Here is a 19,440-nt window from a genome sequence, read left to right on the forward strand (position 1 = left end):
TTCTTATGTGGGATGTTTTATTGGACGCGCTTATCGATACGGCAAAAACCATTCCGTTTTTGTTGGTGATTTATGTTTTGATTGAAGTCGTTGAGTATCGATATGGTAAAAAAATAAGAGAAAAAGTTCAACAAGCGGGTCGGGCCGGGCCGGTGATTGGGGCTGTGGCCGGGAGTTTTCCTCAGTGCGGATTTTCTGTGTTGACTACCGCGTTGTACACGCAACGTTTGGTGACCATCGGGACGTTGTTGGCGGTTTATTTATCCACGTCCGATGAAGCCATCCCTGTGATTTTGTCTCAGCCCGGTGCGGCGAAATTGATCCTTCCTTTGATTTTAACAAAGATTTTGATCGCTGTTGTGGCCGGGGTTGCCATTGATTTTATTTTTCGAAAACACAATCAAAAAATATTGGCGCACATTGAAGCGTATGCGCATGGGGAGGACGAAGCGGATCATAATCATGCTTGTGTTGTGGAAGAGTCTGCGTGTTGCGGGCATTGTTTGGATGCGAGCGCGAGAAAATTTAAATTGAAAGAATTATTTTTTCATCCGCTCATCCACACGATGAAGATTTTTGTTTTTATTTTGGGGATGACCGTGTTGCTCAACGGTGCGATTTTTTGGATGGGAGAAGAGGCGTTTGCTCGATTGTTTTCCGGGCATGTTTTATTTCAACCGATTTTGGCTGCGTTGATCGGTTTGATTCCCAATTGTGCGGCGTCGGTTGCGATCACTCAGTTGTATTTGACCGGGGCCATCACCTATGGAGCGATGATTTCCGGGCTTTGCGCAGGAGGAGGGTTGGGGCTTTTGGTTTTATTTCGAGAAGAAAAAAACAAGAAAGATGTGTTTAAAATTTTGGCGTTGTTGTTGGGCGTGAGCGTGGTGGCGGGATGGGGGATCCAGTATTTTCCCTTGTCTTAATCGAGGAAAAACGAGGAGAATGGGAGTATGAAAGTCCCTTCGCAAAATCATTATTGGCAATTGCTCAAAGCCTTGTGGCGATTTTCGCCCGGGCGGCATGGGATTGTGGTTGTGACGTATGTTTTGTTTATTTTGGCGAATATGGTGACCATGATGGAGCCGTTTGTGTTTGGGTTGTTTATCAATTCGGTCCAAGAGGGGGGGCCTGACCTTTTGAGAAAAACCGTTTTTTATTTGGGGTTGTATGCGTTGTTGGCCATGGTTTTTTGGGTTTTTCATGGCCCGGCTCGAATTTTGGAACGACAAACCGCGTTTCATGTGTCCAAGCAATTTCATGACTATTTGTTTAAAATTTTATTAAAACTTCCTTTGGGTTGGCATAAAGATCATCATTCCGGTTCTGTGATGAGCCGAGTGAAAAAGGCCACGCATGCGATTGCCAGTTTCGCGGATGAAGGATTTATTTTTATTGAAACCATTGTGCGGTTTTTGTTTTCGTTGATTGCCATTTTTTTATTGTTGCCCAAGTTTGGAGTGTTGTCGATTTTGATTGGTGTTGGCGTAGTGGTGGTGATTTTTAGATTTGATCGCGTGTTGGTGCGCAACACGGAAAAAATCAATGAATTGGGGCATGATGCGGATGCGACTTTTTATGATTATATTGCTAATATTAAGACGGTGATCACGTTGAGGTTGGGGCGATTGGCACGGGGAGTTTTTTCGACAAAGTTTTTTAAGATTTTCCCGGTTTGGAAGCGCAATAATGTTGTGAATGAGGCCAAATGGTTTTGTGTGAGTGTGGGGCTTACGATTATGAATTTTGCCATTTTATTTTTTTATATTTACGACAAAATTTCGGCCGGTGAGGTGATTTTGTTGGGAAGTTTGATGGCGCTGTATCAATACACGGATCGATTCGTGAATGTATTTTTTAATTTGGCGTCGCAATATGAACGGTTGGTTTGGTATCACACAGACTTGCGCGCGATTGATGGGATTGAACATGCCTATCGTCAGCTCCCACCACGAGTTCGCGAGGAAGAAGAAACAGTTCAGCATTTTCAGCTCATTCAAATTCGCAATTTATTTTTTCGCTATCAAGATGAAAAACAACGTTCTCATAATATTGAAAAGGTTCATTTGGATTTGAAGCCTGGCTTGAAAATTGCCTTGGTGGGGGAGAGCGGGAGCGGAAAAAGTACGCTCATGACTTTGCTTCGCGGGTTGCATGACGTGGATCGAGTGAACGTGACTATCGATGGCAAGCGATTTGATTCGTTGCGTGCGATTTCGTCCATGGTGACGTTGATTCCGCAGGATCCCGAAATTTTTGAAAATACAATTGAATACAATGTGACGGCCGGGATTTCTCACACCAAACAAGGGGCGCTGGAGATGTGTCGGCTCGCGCGTTTTGACAAAGTGGTGGCGCGTTTGCCTAAGGGGCTTAAGACGCATATTAAGGAAAAAGGCGTGAATCTTTCGGGTGGAGAAAAACAGCGCTTGGCCCTGGCGCGCGGATTTTTTGCAGCACGAGAAAGTTCGATTTTGCTTTTGGATGAACCCACGAGCAGCGTGGATTCGCGTAATGAAATGATGATTTACCAAAATTTATTTGAAACGTTTGGGGATCGGTGCATCGTATCTTCCATCCATCGGTTGCATTTGCTACGACTTTTTGACGTGATTTATGTATTTGAACAGGGGAAACAAGTGGCGCAAGGCAGTCTTGATCAGTTGTTGAAGACGAGTGAGTTGTTTCAGAAAATGTGGAGAATTTATGGATCCAAATCTTCTTCAAAATTACCGCCAATGGTGTCGCGGGCCCAGATATAAACTTCGAACACAGCCGAGTAGAGCCCCAGGACTTCTCGAGATTTGAACCCGGTGGAATTGAGGTAGGGTTGGAGGGTGGCGGAGTAGCCGGTGCTTTCAATGCCGAGCGCATGACAAGTGAAAATGGCACGGGGGAGGTGATAGCCTTGAGAGATGAGAATCGCGTGGTCTACACCCCACAGGGTTTTGGCGCGCAAACAGGTGGAATACGTGTTGAGACCGGCGTAATCGCGATAAATGAGGTTTTCCGGGATGCCTTGATCCACCAAGAATCGGTACATGGCATCGGGTTCGTTGTAGTTTTCGAATCGGTTGTCTCCGGATACGAGAATTTTATCAATAATTCCCAAATTGTAGAGTTCGGTTACGGTGAGGAGGCGGTCTTTGAGCATGTCGCTGGGGGTCCCATCACTTTTAACGCCGGCCCCGAACACAATGGCGATTTGGTTCGAGGGGATTTGAGCGGAATCAAGATAGATGTGGTTTTTTCCGTAATCGAGGATTAAAAGAGGGGAAATCAAGAAAAGCAGAAAAAATAGGCTCAATACAATCAGGGTTGTTTTGATGATTTTTTGAAAGGGATTTTTGAAATGGAAACGCATGGGAAGAAAAGAAAAGTGACTTTAAAAATAGTCCAATAAGCGTGGATTTTACAAGCTTAAATTTCAATGAACAGGAGATAGATTTTTGTTTTGGGCTTGCTAATAATTTGAATTGCTCTATACTGTATTCAGTTTGATTTCTTCAGCGGGCTTAGTTTCTCTTAGAGCATCTTAAATAAGGCATAAGGGATGAGGCATCCAAGAGGGGTCAACATTTTATCCTTTTTTCTTTATTTGTATGGCTAAAAAGCTTTACGTTGGAGGACTTCCGTACCGAACCACGGACGAAGAACTCAAAACCACATTCGCAGCCGCTGGGACAGTCGAGTCCGCTGTTGTGATCACCGATCGTATGACCGGTCGATCTAAGGGTTTTGGTTTCGTTGAGATGGCGACTGAGGAAGAAGCCCAAGCTGCTATTGAAATGTTCAATGGCAAAGACCTTGGCGGTCGAAATATCACCGTCAACGAGGCACGACCTCTCGAAGAGAGACCTCCTCGCCGCGAACGACGCTTCTAATTCGTTAGAACGTTTTACGTCGACAAAGAGCCGCTTCCCGAAAGGGAGGCGGTTTTTTTATAAAAAATGCGAGGGAGGTAGGTTGTATAAGATTCCAAAAAATGGTATAATTTTATGAAAAATTAAAGAATTAAATATGGTTGAAGAGGTTTATCCAACAGAAGAAATAGTCGAGGTGGGGGGGAGGCGTTTTTTTGTGGAATATAAACAAGCGCGTCAACATCTCCCAAATGGAGCTTTTGATTTTTTATGTCAATATGGGACAGGAGTTGTTAATGAGAATGATGGTAAATTTTATAAGGCGTGTGAATTGAGAGAGATGGAGATTTTAAGAAATGAACAAAGAGAAATTGTTGCGATCAGTTCGTATTCAACATATTCAAATACTCAAGGTCTTGTGTTGGAACTGGTGGTGGTTCATGACGATTATAAACGAACTGGTTTTGGCTCTTTTTTAGGAGAACGTGTGATTCGTCATTCTTTGGAAGGACAATCTTCAGATCAATTGACTACGGTTGAAGCGACGGCTCGTTCCAAAGATGGATCTCGTCTACTGCATGCATTGAAGAGAAAATTTGGTGATCGAATTAGAGTGGAAGTATTTGAGGATTTTCATTCTAAAGTAACTTGTTTGGATTTACCCGATGAGGTTTCTATTTGTTATCCTACTGATGAAGATGAGGATTTTAATAAGGAAAGTTTGGCCCCTTTTGTGCAGCGTTGGATTGAGGGTTGTTATGGATCTCTCCCTGAAAATCAGAGGGTGCCCTTGGAGCAAGAAATGATCACAAGATTGGAGGAGCTTTTAGCTCAGGATCATACTTATTTGCTTGTTAAAAAAGATCCATCTCGTGATGTTATGGCGGTTTCATCTTATCGGATTTGTGGAATGGATGACGATCAACCTCTTGTTGAGTTGTTTGTATATGTAGATCCTTTGGCGGCTGATAAATCGCTTATGACAGATTTTTTATTGCAAGATTTGGAAAAAGAAATTCTTGAAAGAGAAAAGATTTATCCTGTTTTGGGTATTGCGAGTGTGGATGCGCAATTGATTGATCTTGCACAAGAACTTAGCTTTCAAACGGTTTCTCCAGAAATTTATGCTTCAAAAATGCATTTCCCAGTATCTGACGTTAAAACAGGGCAAACATTTTTAGTGAGAGAAGTAGGGGAGCCTGTCATTTACCAATAACAATAAGTTGCCCGCACGCGGCCTCGATGTCATCGCCTTTGCTGCGGCGGATGGTGGTGGTGACTCCGTGTTTTTCGAGGTCGGATTGGAAGCGCAGGATCGAGGCGTTGTCTCCGGATTGGAAAATAGAGCCGGTGAAATTATAGGGGATCAAGTTGACGCGTACGTTTTCCGGGCCCAGGGCGTGAACGAGGGTGATGAGGGCTTTTGCGTCTTTTGTTGCGTCATTGATTCCCTTGAGAAAAACATATTCAAACGTGAGGTGATGTCGTCGATTGCCGAGTTTTTTTAGATAGGCGTGGCCCCATTTTGTTAAATCGTCGAGAAAAGTGTCGTAGGAAGTGGGAATCAGGCTTTTTCGGGTTTCGGAGATGGCGCTGTGGAGAGAAATGGCCAATCGGATGTGTGGCCAATCTGCGTCATTGAGCATTTGGTTTAACATCGGAATCAGGCCAACCGTGGACACGGTGATGCGTGTTGGGCCGAGATCGGTTTGGGCGAGAAGGGTGTTGAGGGCTTTTTTCATGTTTTCATAATTGGCAAAAGGTTCGCCCATGCCCATGACTACGATGTTGCTTATGCGGGGGGAAGATGAGGGGAGGGGGAGCTCACTTCGCTGACGCTTCGTGAGTGGGGGAGCGCACTCCGCTGACGCTTCGTGCGTGGTCTTCCAAAATCGATATTGGTCGATGATTTCATCGGAGTCGAGGTTGCGTTTGAGTCCCATTTTTCCGGTGGCGCAAAATTTACATCCCATGGCGCATCCCACTTGTGATGAGATGCAGATGGTCCATTCGCTCCGTGCATTGCTCATCAATACGCTTTCGATTTTTTCTCCATCATGGAGTTGAAGTACGGCTTTGGTGGTGTCGCCTTTGGCATTGGTTTTTAACGTTACGGCTTGGCACGTCATCCATGGAAATTCTTTTTTTAAAATTTCACGCATGGGTTTTGAAAGCGTTGTGACTTGATCGATGGAAGTGATGGTAGGATCAAAGAGTGCTTTTTCAATCTGTTTCCAGCGAAAAGCGGGTTCAAGAGGGAAAAGGGATTTAAAGGTTTGTTCGCGGGTCATATTTTATTGTTATAAATTGCCGATATCTTCGGCCCATAATTCAGGTTTCTTTTTAATGAAATTTTTCATTAGATTTTTGCATTCTTCCAGATCGAGATCAAAGACTTGAACGTCGTGCGATTCCATGAATTCTTTGGCTCCTTCAAAAGTTTTGGATTCTCCGGCATAAACTTTTTTAATTCCAAATTGAACAATGGCTCCGGCGCAAAGATAGCAGGGCATCAATGTGGAGTACAGGATCGTGCCTTTGTAGGATCCCACGCGTCCGGCGTTTTGCAAACAGTCGATTTCGGCGTGAAGAATTGGGTTCTTTTTTTGAACACGTTGGTTGTGCCCGCGCGCAATGACTTTTCCGTTTTTGACCAACACCGAGCCGATGGGAATGCCGCCTTGGCTGAGTCCGTTTTTGGCTTCCTCAATTGCGATGGCCATGAATTTATCCATATTTATTAGATTTATTGAGTTTTAAAAAGTGAAGTGAATTGGAATTTTTTACCATCAAACAGGCCTTGATCGCTGATTTTTAAATCCGGGATCACCAGCAGTCCCATGAAAGCCAAGGTCATAAAAGGCGCGTGCAAATGAGAGCCGAGCGTTTTGGCCATGCGGTCGATTTCAATGTAACGTCGGGCGACTTTTGCGTACGGATCGAGACTCATGAGTCCTGCGATTTTAAGGGGAAGTATAAGCGTTTTTCGTGGCGAGACCGCGCAAATTCCTCCGTGGTTTTTCAGGATGATATTTATGGCTTTGAGCAAGGATTTATCATCGGCTCCCACGGCAATCACGTTGTGTGAATCATGAGCAACACTGGAGGCAATGGCGCCTTTTTTAAAGCCGAAATTGTGAATAAAGCCCAAGGCTACGGGCTTGTTTTGATAGCGATTGATCACTGCGATTTTGAGAAGATCTCGGCCAGGATCGGAGACGACTTTTCCGTTTTTAATTAAGGGTTTTTCAAGTTTTTTTCGGGTGATGAGTTGGTGGTCGATGACATCGATCACGCGAATTTTTAGTTCATGATTTTTAATGAAATTTTTTGGGATGGGGATTTGTAAATCTTTTTCGGCTTTTGGTTTTGCTTTAAAATTATTGAGAGGTTTTAGGGGCGATCGTTTGATCAATGATTTTCCATTTTGAGCCACTAAATTCCCGCGAATGTAGGTTTTTAAAACATTAAAATGTTTTAGATTGTCCACGATAATAAAATCCGCAGAGTCGTTTTTTTGAAGCAATCCCACGTCGAGTTTGTAATGTTTGACCGGATTTACGCAAGCGGCGGTGAGGACGTTAAAGAGCGGAATGTTTTTTTTGAGTGCGCGTTTGATCAGGAGGTTGATGTGCCCTTCGACCAAATCATTGGGGTGTTTGTCGTCGCTGCACAGCATGCAATGGTCGGCATGTGTTTTTAAAAGAGTGACGAGTTCGTCAAAATTTTTGGCTGCGGAGCCTTCGCGAATTTGTACATAAACGTTTAATCCGAATTCCTCGAGGGCTTCTTCTCGTGTGAAACATTCGTGGTCTGTGGTGATGCCTGCGTTGATGTATTTTTTTAGATTTTCTCCGGTGAGGCCCGGGGCGTGGCCGTCGATTTGTTTTTTGTAGCGATGCGCGAGTTGAATTTTTCTCATGATTTCCGGATCGCGATGAATCACACCCGGCATGTTCATGACTTCCGCGAGATACCGGATGGATTTGAGCTTGAAAAGGTGTTCGATTTCTTTGGGGCCGAGTGTGGCGCCATTGGTCTCAAACGGAGAGGCCGGGACGCAAGAGGGTGCGCCAAAATAAAAATGAAAAGGAACTTTTTTGGCGTTGTTCAACATAAATCGCATGCCTCGAAGTCCGAGCACATTGGCGATTTCATGAGGGTCGGAAACCGTGGCCACGGTCCCGTGAGTGGCGGCGATGCGCGCGAATTCCGCAGGAGGGAGCATGGAGCTTTCAAGGTGGATATGGCTGTCGATCAGGCCGGGAAGGATATAATTTTTATAGCGTTTTTTGGGTTCGTAAAGGATTTCGACAATGCGTGAACCTTTGATTTTGAGTGTGCCGGGAAATATTTTTTTCTTGAGCACATCGACGATGTTTCCGGAGAGAGAGGGCATGGGAGGAAAATTATAAGGTCATTTCGGCTATTTGGGTCCATTTTTTCCCGCCATCCGTGCTTTCATAACGGGTTATGGGGCCTCTGTAATCGTTTAGATCGGGCATGATATCCACATAGAGAATTCCGTCTGCCGCAAAGAAACTTTCAACATCTTGTCCCTCTGAGGTGAAGAATTTTTTCCACGTATCTCCATTGTCTGTGCTGATCAGAATGCCGGTCCATTTTACTTCTGTATCGATTTGATCGATGAACGCGAATAACAGTGATCCGATTTGAATTGCGGTTTTGGCTTGGAATTGGTCGGAAGAGACGTCGCGCGGGAGGTTGTTGATTTCAAAATCCGTGAGAGTGACAAAGGGTTCGTCGGACGCGATGAGAGATTGTAGGGTTGAAAAATAATCGTTGCTCGAGTTTGTTTCGGTGGAGGGGGGCGGAGGTGTTTTTTTGGGTTCGGAAGATTGACAGCCGAAGACGAATAACAGAGTAAATAGGCAGAATATGATTGAGGGGATGGATCTTTTCATGAAAGAGGAGGGCGTTAAAAATGATTCCATCCAAAGTTTTACTTGAAAATGGTGTAAAAATCGATAGAATTGGTCCTTATTTTTAAATTTAAGGGATGAAACTGTCGTTGGAAGAAAATTTGCCTTTTTCAGAGGTTTGTCCGGGGTGTCCTGCTCCGTGCAGTCAAAATTATGGAGGAGAGCTTTGTGAACCGGCTAAAGCTTGGCCTTTGGTGGAAAGGGCTATTCGATTGGGATTTGATCCGTGGACAATCGGGGAACGTGATTTACGTTGGAGTGAGGATGGGTCGCATCAGTTGGAGCCTGCTTTTTTTGGACGATTTTCTCCGGACATGTCGTTTTCAAAGGCATGGGGAGTGCAAGATCGATTAAAAAAATATTGGGAGAGTGATCCCTTAAAACAATATTTGGAACGAAAATTAGCGATTGAAAGAGTTCTCTCTGGGATCGGGATTGAAGAGATGAAGATGCCGGAGGCTGTTTTTATTCGAGAAAAAGTCGGGAGTCATGCGTTGGGATGTAGAAGGCGTATGGATGTAGATTTGCAATGTTTTGGAGGTTTTTATCCCACATTTATTACTCCTGATTTTTTGATGAAAGTGTGGGAAAAATATCGAATGCAAATTCTTCAATGGCATTCGGTTTTGACCGTAAAGGGTGTGGCTGAAAATATGAGAAAATCATTTGAGCAATCAAGGGCCGGTTTGGCAATGCACTTAAAAGCAATCACTCCACCTTTTTCCCGGGGTTTATTTACGGCTTCATTTTATAGAGAGCATCAGTGTTTTCTTGGGTTGAGCCTTCTTGGGGAGGAGGATCATTCCAATTGGTTTGCGAGAGGAATTCCTTGGAATGAGCAGGGGATGCCTGCGGTTCCTTTTATGATGGCAAAAACGGAAGATTGGGAGAAAAGTGTGGGGCCGCAAAACCCGAAAGATCCGGATGATCCCAGTGGTTTTCGTGGAGCGGTTATGTTGGTGGATGGGAGGCTGATTTTTCGAGAAAAAGAGGCTCCTTTGACCGAAGAAGATGTTTTGGCTTTTGCCCTTCGATTTCAACAATTAAAAATAACGGGGGAAATGCCGAGAAATTTTTATGACAGGAGGATTATTGAGGTGCCAAGGCCCCGTATATCAATGCGCCCATGGACACACAAATGATGAGTAGAAAGGCGAACCCCACTCCTCGCATGAAATAATAAAGGCGGTTTGCTTTATTGATGAAATTTTTAAATTTCCCCCATTGAGATTTGAGGCCTGGGATGCTTTTGATCGCAAGTCGAAAGGCGATTGCAAGACCGATGATAACGGATGAAATATGTTTCAATGGCACATCCATTTTTTGGATGGGAGCGTAAAAGGCGAGTGACAGGAATGAAGCTAACCCGCCAAAACAAGACAAAAATCCTAAAATAGTCCATCCCCATGCCGTGCGCGGGTCGGATTGTTTTGCGCTGGAGATCGGGTCGAGGGGGGAGGAGGAAGAAGTTGGGGATTGCGGCGTTGGAGGGAAGTTGAAAGGGGACATGGGGCTGAATTTAATGGATGACGTAGAATAAGATAGCGGAAAGAATTGGGATGAGAGGTGGTTTTGCTTGACGTTTTGATTTTAATGTTTTATTTTTTTATTCTTATTTTTTGTTTAAATTTCTTGCTTAAATCTTTTTGTGATTTTTTTTCCCCTTCCATTGAAAAACCGATTTATGATCGTTATGTCGATGCGACTTTGTTGGCTTGTAATGGGAGTAGATCGAGAGATGTTTTGTCCCCGCAGATGCAGATGCAACTTAACGATGGATTGCCTGTGGCGCGATGGCTTGCGGATCAAATCCCAAAAGGAAGTGCGCTTTTAGATGTTTTTTCGGGGCTTGCTTCCAAGCCAGGGCCACTTGTTTTAGCGGATCATGTTTCGAAATTAACTACGGTTAATAATGATCCAGCTATTCAAGCAATATTGGATCAAATGGTAATTACTTTGAATCTTCGTGAGCGTGTTGATATGATTTTTAAGACTTTGGGTTCATCTGATATTGGTTTTTTGCCTCGTTCCAACCATGTCACTTTAGTTTCGACGGGGTTGGCAACTCCTCCTCAATATAGAGGAAACCACGCTTTTTTCCCCGGAATGACGAGGTTAGGTCTTCCTCAAGATTTAAATTTGTTGCAGGTACTTCCTTTATTAGGTGGCGATTCCGGTCAAAGGTTGTATTTAGTGGAGCCCCATGATCAACGCGTAATTGAGCAGGTCTCTCGATATGTTCGTTCTGAATTGAGCCGATCCGGTACGGGATGGACGGTTGCAAAAGATTGGGAATTATTGGGATCAAAGCATCATATTGGGGCGGTTTTTGAGCGGGAATGATTTTTGGAAGTTTTGGGTTGATTGCGCTATAATCAACTCATCGTTAAGTGAAAAGGATTTTTAATTTTTATTTTATCTCGTATGTCTCTTGATATTTGTTCCAGTGCGTATTATTTAAAGGTGGGGAATCGGGTCATTGATAAAATCACCAGCGAGTACAATCCGCCGCGGTATTGGTTTCGGTTGAAAATTTCCGCAAAAGGACGTGCACATCATCAAGTCACGGGCTCCATTCACAGTTTTTTTTGGCACAACTTTCGGTTGGTGAAGGATTTTGATCCCATTGTTTTTTTGTGGCTCAATGAGCCGTTGCAATCGGGCTCCGGGGAGCATCAGACCGTTCAATATTTTAAGCCGGATATTTCCTCGGGTAGAAATGAGTTGGCCGGATTGATGCACGTCAAACTCCCGATGAAACCCGTGGATCCTGCGATTCCTCTTCCTCCTGAAAACATCCCGGATTCCGCATTGCCGGAAGTGGAATTGGATCAAAGTTTGAATGAGCCGCAACATATTCGCAAGCGCCGCGCGTTTCCGTACGGGATTTATTATGTGAAGATTTTGGTGACGGACAATGAAGGCAATCAAGCCAAGAAATTTTTTAAAGTTTGGGCGTTTCGAGATGCGAGTAAGTGCAAGATTCGCAGTTCGCGTTTTTATGAACGCATGATGTTGAAGTTGAAATTGTTGTTGCCGCCTTTGTAATTTTTGATATGACGCGAAAAAATAAACCCCTCCTGTCCGATGTTTTGCTGTTTTATATGCATGCCGGGCTTTTTGCGTTTTCGGAAATCATTTTTTTGTTTTCATTACCGATTTTGTTTTGGAATAAAGAATTTTCGTTGAGTTTTATCTTTGCGTTTTATGCCTTGGCCGCGTTGCCCGGGTATTTTTTGACGGCACGTATTGTTCATTACATCACCAAGATTGGAATAAAAAGCATCTTTTTATTGGGGATTTTTCTTTATATTTTATTGGGGGTTGTGGTGCCGTTTATTGAAGTGGACAATATGTGGTGGGTGGTTGCATTTTTTTTATTGGCTTTGCAGGCGCTGTGTTATTTCCCGGCGCGGTATCTTTGTTTTTCGGAAATCATTTCTCGAAAAACCATTGGTATGCAGGCCGGAACGTTAAATGCGGTGATGCTTTTGTCGCGCACGGTTGCGCCGATTGTGGCCGGAGTGCTCGCGGTTTGGACTCAATTCAATAATGTTTTTATTTTTGGAGTCGTGATGATGGGGCTTTCCATGATTCCTGTTTTACTCATTCGGACTCAAGTGCAAACACATTTTGATCCCGTTGCGTTTAAGACTATGAGCAAACATTCGATTTTTAAAAGTACGCGCTGGGCGTATGTGGCGGATGGGATGAACAGTTTGATTGCTTTTTTATTGTGGCCGCTTTTGTTTTTTTTATTCATCAGTCAGGAAGATTATTTTCAGCTTAGTTTTTTGATGACCATCACGTGTGGGGTTTCGGCCATTATTATGGTGGGGGTTGGGAAATTGTTTGATCAACAACATCGCAAGACGTTGCTTAGAACTTCTGTTTTTGCAAATGTTTTGGCGATTTTGGGTCGATTTTCGTTGTTGTTTTTTCATCCGATTTTGTTTGTGTATGCGATGCAATCTTTTTATTCGTTTTCCGAGTCCATGTTGCAGTCCACGTTTGAGTCCTATTGGTATTCGTACAGTAAAACCACGAACACGATGTTTTTCACCATTCATCGTGAAGTGAATTATGCGTTGGGTCGATTTTTGATTGGCACGATTTTAGCGGTGGCGAGTGCGTTTTTTATGGATGAGAAAGGCTTGTGGCCGCTGTTCCTCCTTAGCATTCCGATGGTTTTGATTTATTTGAAAAAAGGGCAGGAGGATGCGTTGTTGAATCGTTGAAAATAGAAAATAATTATTTTAATTTTTTGTCATGATTAAAGCCTACGTTGCTCTTCTTTTATCCGTTTTTTTGTGGGGGATTAATTTTTCAATTACAAAAATTGGGCTTTTTGAGGTTGAACCGATTACGTTGGCTTTTTTAAGGTTTTTTGTGGCGTCAGTGCTTTTGGTGAGTGCGGTTTTTATTGTTCGGCGCGGCAAGGAGCTTAAAAAAGCATTTGTTCAAGATGCGTTGTTTTTTATGTGGCTTGGATTTTTGGGCGTTGCTTTGCTTTTTATTTTGGAAAATTTTGCATTGAAATATACCACTACGTCCGAAGCCTCTATTCTCATGAGTTGCGAGGTGCTTTTGATCGCTGTTCTTGCGTATTTTTTCTTGGGTGAAAAAATGAGCGGGTATAAAATGGGGGGAGTTGCCCTCGGGTTTTTAGGGATTTTTTTGGTGATGTTCAATCAAAAGGATTTTTTGAGTTTAATTCACTCTCAATCTTTTTTTGGAAATATTCTTGCCTTTTTTTCCTCCTTGATGTGGGGAATTTATACGATTATGAGCAAGAAGCGGGTTCAAAAATATGATCCCTTGGTAGTGGTGACCATGGCGTCTATTTTTGGGATGCTCTTTTTGTTTTTGGCTATGATTTTATTTGAAGGGTTGCCGGTGATTACGGAGTTTTCAATAAAGGCGTGGTTTGTGATTGCTTGGTTGGGCGTAATTGTTTCCGGCGTTTGTTATTATTTGTGGAATTATGCGCTTAAATATTTGGATGCGTCTAAGGCCGGAATTTATATGTTTTTGATGCCGGTGATTGCCACGGTTTTTGGGCTTTTGATTTTTGATGAAAAATTGACCCTGCAAATGGTGCTTGGTGCGGGGTTGGTTTTTGGAGGGATTTATTTGACGGAAAAAGCTTAGTACTCCGCAATAATGAACTCGTCTACAGGTTTAAAGCCGAGGGTTTCGTATACTTTTTGGGCCGGGGAGTTGTCGTTGCGTGTGAAGAGAAGGCCAGTTTTCCCTTGAGCCAAAAATGTTTTGCACAAGGCACTGACCACTTGTTTGGCGAGGCCTTGGTTGCGATATTTTTCTAGGGTGCCCACGCCCCCGATTTGAAAGTAGTTTTTTGAAAGGCCGCTGATATGCGCGGCGGAGATGATTTTTTTGTTTTTTCGGATGAGAAATTGTTCGTGCAGGATAATCCGATTCAGTTCATTTTTTGTGATGGGTGTTTTGATTCCTTCTTTAAACATGAGTCGCTCGAAGAGCACCAATTCTTTTCGGTCGGAATTTTTTGCCGTTTCTTCTGTCCCGGTTGAAAAGTCTTTGAAGTCTTTTTTTGAAAGTTTAAATACGGTTTCATGATTGATTTTTTTGGGTGTCATGTCGTGCTTTTTTTCGAGTTGGTCGATGATGATTTCCGCGTAACGACGAAAGCAAGCCAGGTCATCGAGTTTGTGTTTTTGTGCCATGAGATGGTCGGTCAAAGCGCGGACGATTTTTTCGTCTTGAGCGCTGATGTTTAGGTTTTTCCATTGGCCGAAGTAAACCGCGAGCCCGAGGAGTTTTTTCCCTTCAAACCAGCCATAAAAAGAGTTGGTTGCGAATGGATCTTCGGGCCGCTCAAAAACGCCGGTGATGAAGAGGTTTTCTTTTTCGCGCGGGTAGATGAAGTTTAGAATGAGTTGGCGGTCGGTTTGGGTGAGCGTGCGGATCATGGCTGTATTATAACTTTTCTACTGATCCAAATCCAACGAGCAGTCGATGCGAATTTGTTCTACAAAATCCCAGACATGGGAGACAAGAACCATGGCGCCTTTGTATTGGTCGAGGGCGTCGGCAATCACGGGGATATGGCGGAAGTTGATGTGGTTGGTGGGTTCGTCGAGGATCAGCAAGCCCGGTTCTTCCAAAACCAGTCGGGCAAAGGCCACCAAGCCTTTTTGCCCTTCGGAAAGACTGCCGATTTTGCGATGGATCACGTCGCCGGTGATTAAAAAACCCGCGGCAAGTGCTCGAATTTCTTGTTCCGTGTATTTGTCGGAAGCACTGTTCAGGGTGTTGAGAACCGTATCTTTGAAATCTAGGTTTGAAAAATCTTGGCGGTAGTATCCGACTTTGATCCCACGTTGAATTTTTGCTCCTTTGGCCGTGCCATTGGCCAGGGTTTCCAATAGCGTGCTTTTTCCGATTCCATTGGGCCCGGAAAGCAATAAATGTTGATTTTTTCGCAGGGAAACATCGGCTTTTTTTGAGAGGGCCTTATGATCTTTGTAAATGGTGCAATAATCGATTTTTAATATTTCTCCAATCATGTCCTCCTGTTCCGGGATCAAGAAAGGGCGGATGGTTTTATCTTCTCGTCGAACATCCACCATGGCTTCTTCCAATTCTTCTGCTTTTTCTTTCATTCGTTTGGCCACAAAACGTAATTTTCCTCCTTTGTGCGCAAAGACATTGGATTGATCTTTTTTGGCTTGAATTTCTTTTTCGAGGTTCGCGTTTTTCATGTTTTCTTTTTTAATTCGTGTTTTGATTTGTTCCACCACGTCGTAATAATTTCCCACATATTGTTCCACTTTTTTGGTGTGGACATCCAAGTATAAAACGCCATCGGTGAAGGCATTTAAAAAGTCGGCATCATGAGAAATCACAATGCAGGTTTTGGGCGAGCATTGGAGAAAATACGTGAGATGCGCGATGCCTTCGGGATCCAGATTGTTGGTGGGTTCATCCAAGAGTAAAAGGTCCGGGTTTTGAATCAGGGCGGTGGCGAGGAGCAGGCGAGCTTGTTGCCCCCCGGAAAAAGATTTGATGAGTCGATCGTGCGGGGCTTTTAAATTTACGATTTCCAAGACATTGTTGATGTAACGGCTGAGGTCGTGTTTTTTTTCGCTGAAACAACTTTGGAAAAATTGCTCCACCGTGAGGTCTCGATCTTTTTCTTGTATCACTTGGTGGGCGGTTCCAATGGTGCAACCCGGGAATACGTTAACCTGTCCGTGTTTGGGTTTATAGTCTCCTTTAATCAGTTTTAAAATCGTACTTTTCCCTGCGCCGTTTTGTCCCATCAATGTGATTTTTGCTCCTTCGCGTACGTTGAAATTCACTTCTTTTAGCAGTGGATTTTTTTCGTCAAAGCCAAAGGTGACTTCGTCGAAACTGATCGTGGTGTTGTTGGACATAAAATATTTAAAAGTGGCCGGTATTCTAGCGTCGTTAATCTGGCGTGTCAAAATAGATTTGCTGCACAGTAGGTTTAAATTAATTTGACAATGAGTTTTTGGGTCGCTAACATATCAATAATATTTGATATGTTTAAAATTACGGTGCTTCAAAATAAAGTTATTTTATCCTCGTTGAAAGCCTTAGGAAATCCGATTCGTCTGGATATTCTCAAGTGCCTTGTTTCGGGCGAACGATGTGTTTGTGTTTTGTTTGAAAAATTAAAATTGCCTCAGAATTTGGTTTCTCATCATTTGGCGATTTTAAGAAAAAGTGGGTTTATTAAGGCGCGAAAAGAGGGAAAGTGGGTTCATTATTCATTGAATCCGGTTCAGTTTGGTCGGTTGGGAAATTTTATGGGGAAATTTTCAATCGTGAAAAAGAAAAAATCCAAATGTTAAATTTTTATTTTTTAAACTAAAAAATTATGGCCACATATACGTATCAATGCTTGGAATGTGAAAATACGTTCGATGTTCAAGCCACGATTCAGGAAAAAGAAGAAGGCAAGGGCGCTCAATTCATTTGCCCGAAATGCCACTCCAAAAAGATTAAACAGAAATTTTCCGTGGTGCGTTTTATTGGGAATATTTTTAAGGGCGACGGGAATGGGGCAGGGTGTTGCTCGGAGAAAAAGAGTTGTTGTTGCAAATCTAAAAAGGGGCCCGGCGGTTGTTGTTAATTTTTATAACTATTTTTGCTTATGTTTCAAACGTTTGCCGATTGGTGTGTTTATTCTGTTTTTGGGCTCGATTCCGCTACGAAAGTGGGGACCAGTGTTCATTTTTTTGTTTACGATACGATCAAGATTTATGTTTTGGTGCTCGTGATTGTAGGGGTGATTGCATTTCTCCGAACTTTTTTGCCGCCCCATAAAATTAAAGAGGCGCTGGGGAAACAAAAATTTGGGATCGGTAATCTCGCGGCTTCCATGCTGGGTGCGGTTACGCCGTTTTGTTCCTGTTCTTCGATTCCTTTGTTTGTTGGATTTTTGAAGGCGGAAGTGCCGTTGGGCATTGCTTTTTCTTTTATCATCACGTCGCCGTTGGTGAATGAAGTGGTTTTTGTGTTGATGGGCGGAACGTTTGGTTGGAAAATTGCGTTTTTGTATGCCTTGTTCGGGATTGTGTTGGGCGTGGTTGCCGGGCTGATTTTGGGAAAAATGAAACTCGAAAAAGAAGTGATTTTAAGTAAAGGTGGAGCAAAAGGGGAAAGTTTGCACTTGGATTATTTACCTAAAAGTTTTGAGGGGAAAATTCAGTTTGCTTTGCATGAGAGTTTTAAGACCTTTAAAAAACTGTGGTTGGTTATTGCGATTGGAGTGGGGGTCGGGGCTGCGATTCACGGGTATGTTCCGGCGGAATTTTTCCAGCAATATCTTGGAGTGAATTCGTTGTTAGCGGTTCCGATTGCCACGTTGATCGGAATCCCGATTTATGCCGGGTGTTCCAGTTTGGTGCCGGTTGTTTTTGCCTTGGTGGGACAGGGGATTCCGTTGGGCACAGCCTTGGCTTTTATGATGGCGATCGCGGGGTTGTCTTTACCGGAAGCGATCATGTTGAAAAAAATCATTTCATTTAAATTGTTGGCATTGTTTTTTGGAATCGTTGCCGTGGGGATTGTTTTGATCGGGTATTTGTTTAATATGATTGCTCTATAAAACGGGCTTGATCTGCCGCAAGAGTTTTTAATGAGATTTTTTTGAAAGGATAGCCACTTTATAGGTTTGCTATCTAAAATTTAAAGGACTATATTATATATTTACGGTCTCTTAGTTTAACCTTAACCAAATTTTTTATGCTTTGGACCATTTTCGTCATTCTTTTGGTGTTGTGGGTGCTTGGATTGGTAAGCTCCTATACGTTGGGGGGATATATTCATATTTTATTGATCATTGCGGTGGTTGTCCTTTTGATAAGGATCATTCAAGGACGCAAGATCTTAAGCTGATTTTTTAGAGACTGAAAAGAATAATGCTACAGACAAGCTCCTTTTTGTCCTGTATATTAGGCGTCTAGTATTTTTATTAACCCAATATAATGTTTAAAAAATCAAATCAACGCACTCCGTTTTGGCAAAAGAGGGAGGAAGGCTCGGATAGAGGAGGAGACAGAGGTTTTGGCCGAGGTTCAGATCGAGGGCCCAGAATGGAAATGCATCAGGCCACGTGTGCGGAATGCGGAGAATCTTGTGAAGTTCCTTTTAAGCCTACCGGAAGCCGTCCGGTTCTTTGCAGAGAATGTTTTAAGGGAAGCCAAGGGGAATCTCGTCCTTCTCGTTCGTTCGGAGGGGACCGATCCTTTGGTGGAGATCGATCTTCCGGCGGAGACCGATCGTTTGAGGATCGAAAAATGTACAAGACGCAATGCGCGACGTGCCGAGAGGAATGCAGTGTTCCTTTTCAACCCAAGCCGGGCCGAGCGATTTATTGCCGAGATTGTATGGGAAAAAATGAGGGAGGTCGTGATTTCCGTGCGCCGAGAGAAGAGAGAAGAGGGGGTGAAACCAAAGGTTGGTCTCTCACCAAGGATCAGTTTGAAATGTTGAACAATAAAATGGACAAAGTTTTGAAGCTTTTACAGGTTGCGCAGCCCAATATTGTCGCTTTTGTGAAGAAAGAAGAGTCTTCTTTGAAAGAAGTGGCGAAAAAAGAGATCGCGAAGAAAGAGGTTTTGGTCAAAAAAGAGGAACCGATGAAAAAAGAAATGGTGAAAAAGGAGATCGTAAAGAAAGAGCCCGTGAAAGTCGAAAAAAAGCCGATCAAAATGCTTAAAGAAAAACCGGTTTTGGCTAAGGCCGTGAAAATTCCGGTTGTGAAAGCCAAAGTCACGAAGGCTCCGGCCAAAAAGGCTAAAGCCAAGGCGGTTCGCAAAAAGGCGTAGAAAGAGCGGAGTTTAAGTTTGTACTAAAAAAGGGTTGAATCCTTGCGGTTCAGCCCTTTTAAATTTCCATTGTTTGGATTTTTTCCTTATTTCTGGTCTTTTTTTTGCTTTTTTTTCTTATTTTTTTCTTTGTCTTTTTTGCCTCTGTTGTCTCCTTTGCCCATGGTTTGTTGTGTTAAAAAATATTGGAGGGGAACGAAATCTGACCTGGCGGATGATATATGAGATTGGATTAAAAGGGAAGGTTTTACTATGAGTGTTTTTTACTCTATTAGTTTTAAAATCGAGTAACGT

At 43.2% G+C, this 19,440-nt stretch carries 20 protein-coding genes; 13 read left to right on the forward strand and 7 right to left on the reverse strand.

The features are described 5' to 3' along the window. Positions 1–5 precede the first annotated feature (5 nt). Together WC882_05415 and WC882_05420 are read left to right on the forward strand one after the other, a co-directional pair. Positions 6–926, forward strand: coding sequence for a putative manganese transporter (locus WC882_05415; protein MFA5843072.1), 921 nt, complete (start codon positions 6–8; stop codon positions 924–926). A 27-nt stretch (positions 927–953) separates the two neighbouring features. After that, positions 954–2,762: an ABC transporter ATP-binding protein gene (locus tag WC882_05420; protein ID MFA5843073.1), complete on the forward strand. Its 1,809-nt coding sequence runs from the start codon at positions 954–956 to the stop codon at positions 2,760–2,762. Here WC882_05420 and WC882_05425 read toward each other — a convergent pair. Beyond that, a complete protein-coding gene (locus WC882_05425) occupies positions 2,705–3,364 on the reverse strand; it encodes an ElyC/SanA/YdcF family protein (GenBank protein ID MFA5843074.1) in 660 nt (219 codons plus the stop codon). The genes WC882_05420 and WC882_05425 overlap by 58 nt on opposite strands. A 238-nt stretch (positions 3,365–3,602) precedes the next feature. Between WC882_05425 and WC882_05430 the strand changes: the two genes are divergently transcribed. After that, positions 3,603–3,884 (forward strand): RNA-binding protein, encoded by a 282-nt coding sequence (locus WC882_05430; protein ID MFA5843075.1) that lies wholly within the window; start codon positions 3,603–3,605, stop codon positions 3,882–3,884. Positions 3,885–4,020: 136 nt separating this feature from the next. Further along, positions 4,021–5,079 (forward strand): hypothetical protein, encoded by a 1,059-nt coding sequence (locus tag WC882_05435; GenBank protein MFA5843076.1) that lies wholly within the window; start codon positions 4,021–4,023, stop codon positions 5,077–5,079. Here WC882_05435 and rlmN read toward each other — a convergent pair. Genes rlmN through WC882_05455 form a run of 4 tightly spaced genes read right to left on the reverse strand, consistent with a single transcriptional unit; the run spans position 5,021 to position 8,788 of the window. Then, positions 5,021–6,154: a 23S rRNA (adenine(2503)-C(2))-methyltransferase RlmN gene (rlmN, locus tag WC882_05440; GenBank protein ID MFA5843077.1), complete on the reverse strand. Its 1,134-nt coding sequence runs from the start codon at positions 6,152–6,154 to the stop codon at positions 5,021–5,023. The genes WC882_05435 and rlmN overlap by 59 nt on opposite strands. Before the next feature lie 9 nt (positions 6,155–6,163). After that, positions 6,164–6,598 carry a nucleoside deaminase gene (locus WC882_05445; protein ID MFA5843078.1) on the reverse strand — a complete coding sequence of 145 codons (435 nt, stop codon included), beginning with the start codon at positions 6,596–6,598 and terminating at the stop codon, positions 6,164–6,166. Positions 6,599–6,609: 11 nt separating this feature from the next. Beyond that, complete coding sequence (gene ade, locus WC882_05450) at positions 6,610–8,262, reverse strand: adenine deaminase (GenBank protein MFA5843079.1); 1,653 nt, start codon at positions 8,260–8,262, stop codon at positions 6,610–6,612. Positions 8,263–8,272: 10 nt separating this feature from the next. After that, positions 8,273–8,788: a sialidase family protein gene (locus WC882_05455; protein ID MFA5843080.1), complete on the reverse strand. Its 516-nt coding sequence runs from the start codon at positions 8,786–8,788 to the stop codon at positions 8,273–8,275. 95 nt (positions 8,789–8,883) lie between these two features. On the opposite strand from WC882_05455, the gene WC882_05460 reads away from it, so the two are divergent. The 4 genes from WC882_05460 (at position 8,884) to WC882_05475 (ending at position 13,957) form a co-directional block, all read left to right on the forward strand. After that, on the forward strand, positions 8,884–10,020 hold the full coding sequence (locus tag WC882_05460) for a hypothetical protein (GenBank protein ID MFA5843081.1): 1,137 nt from the start codon (positions 8,884–8,886) through the stop codon (positions 10,018–10,020). 418 nt (positions 10,021–10,438) lie between these two features. Next, entirely contained in the window at positions 10,439–11,854 is a 1,416-nt protein-coding gene (locus WC882_05465) for a hypothetical protein (protein MFA5843082.1), read from the forward strand. Positions 11,855–11,862: 8 nt separating this feature from the next. Beyond that, a complete protein-coding gene (locus tag WC882_05470) occupies positions 11,863–13,050 on the forward strand; it encodes an MFS transporter (protein MFA5843083.1) in 1,188 nt (395 codons plus the stop codon). 25 nt (positions 13,051–13,075) lie between these two features. Continuing rightward, positions 13,076–13,957, forward strand: a complete 882-nt coding sequence (locus WC882_05475) for a DMT family transporter (protein MFA5843084.1) — start codon at positions 13,076–13,078, stop codon at positions 13,955–13,957. Here the strand turns inward: WC882_05475 and WC882_05480 are convergent. Both WC882_05480 and WC882_05485 read right to left on the reverse strand, forming a co-directional pair. Then, the gene (locus WC882_05480; protein ID MFA5843085.1) at positions 13,954–14,757 is read right to left on the reverse strand and encodes a GNAT family N-acetyltransferase; all 804 of its coding nucleotides are present in this window, start codon (positions 14,755–14,757) and stop codon (positions 13,954–13,956) included. The genes WC882_05475 and WC882_05480 overlap by 4 nt on opposite strands. An 18-nt stretch (positions 14,758–14,775) precedes the next feature. Then, positions 14,776–16,224 (reverse strand): ATP-binding cassette domain-containing protein, encoded by a 1,449-nt coding sequence (locus WC882_05485; protein MFA5843086.1) that lies wholly within the window; start codon positions 16,222–16,224, stop codon positions 14,776–14,778. A gap of 129 nt (positions 16,225–16,353) precedes the next feature. On the opposite strand from WC882_05485, the gene WC882_05490 reads away from it, so the two are divergent. The 5 genes from WC882_05490 to WC882_05510 all read left to right on the forward strand — a co-directional run bounded on the left by WC882_05490 (position 16,354) and on the right by WC882_05510 (position 19,146). After that, positions 16,354–16,665, forward strand: a complete 312-nt coding sequence (locus WC882_05490; GenBank protein MFA5843087.1) for a metalloregulator ArsR/SmtB family transcription factor — start codon at positions 16,354–16,356, stop codon at positions 16,663–16,665. A 26-nt stretch (positions 16,666–16,691) separates the two neighbouring features. Beyond that, complete coding sequence (locus WC882_05495; GenBank protein ID MFA5843088.1) at positions 16,692–16,946, forward strand: FmdB family zinc ribbon protein; 255 nt, start codon at positions 16,692–16,694, stop codon at positions 16,944–16,946. A gap of 21 nt (positions 16,947–16,967) precedes the next feature. Further along, the gene (locus tag WC882_05500) at positions 16,968–17,924 is read left to right on the forward strand and encodes a permease (protein MFA5843089.1); all 957 of its coding nucleotides are present in this window, start codon (positions 16,968–16,970) and stop codon (positions 17,922–17,924) included. Positions 17,925–18,061: 137 nt separating this feature from the next. After that, a complete protein-coding gene (locus WC882_05505) occupies positions 18,062–18,238 on the forward strand; it encodes a lmo0937 family membrane protein (protein MFA5843090.1) in 177 nt (58 codons plus the stop codon). Positions 18,239–18,303: 65 nt separating this feature from the next. Then, positions 18,304–19,146, forward strand: a complete 843-nt coding sequence (locus tag WC882_05510; protein ID MFA5843091.1) for a CxxC-x17-CxxC domain-containing protein — start codon at positions 18,304–18,306, stop codon at positions 19,144–19,146. Positions 19,147–19,440 lie beyond the last annotated feature (294 nt).

Source organism: Candidatus Gracilibacteria bacterium (assembly GCA_041658685.1).
Taxonomy (GTDB): domain Bacteria; phylum Patescibacteriota; class Gracilibacteria; order UBA1369; family UBA12473; genus JBAZZS01.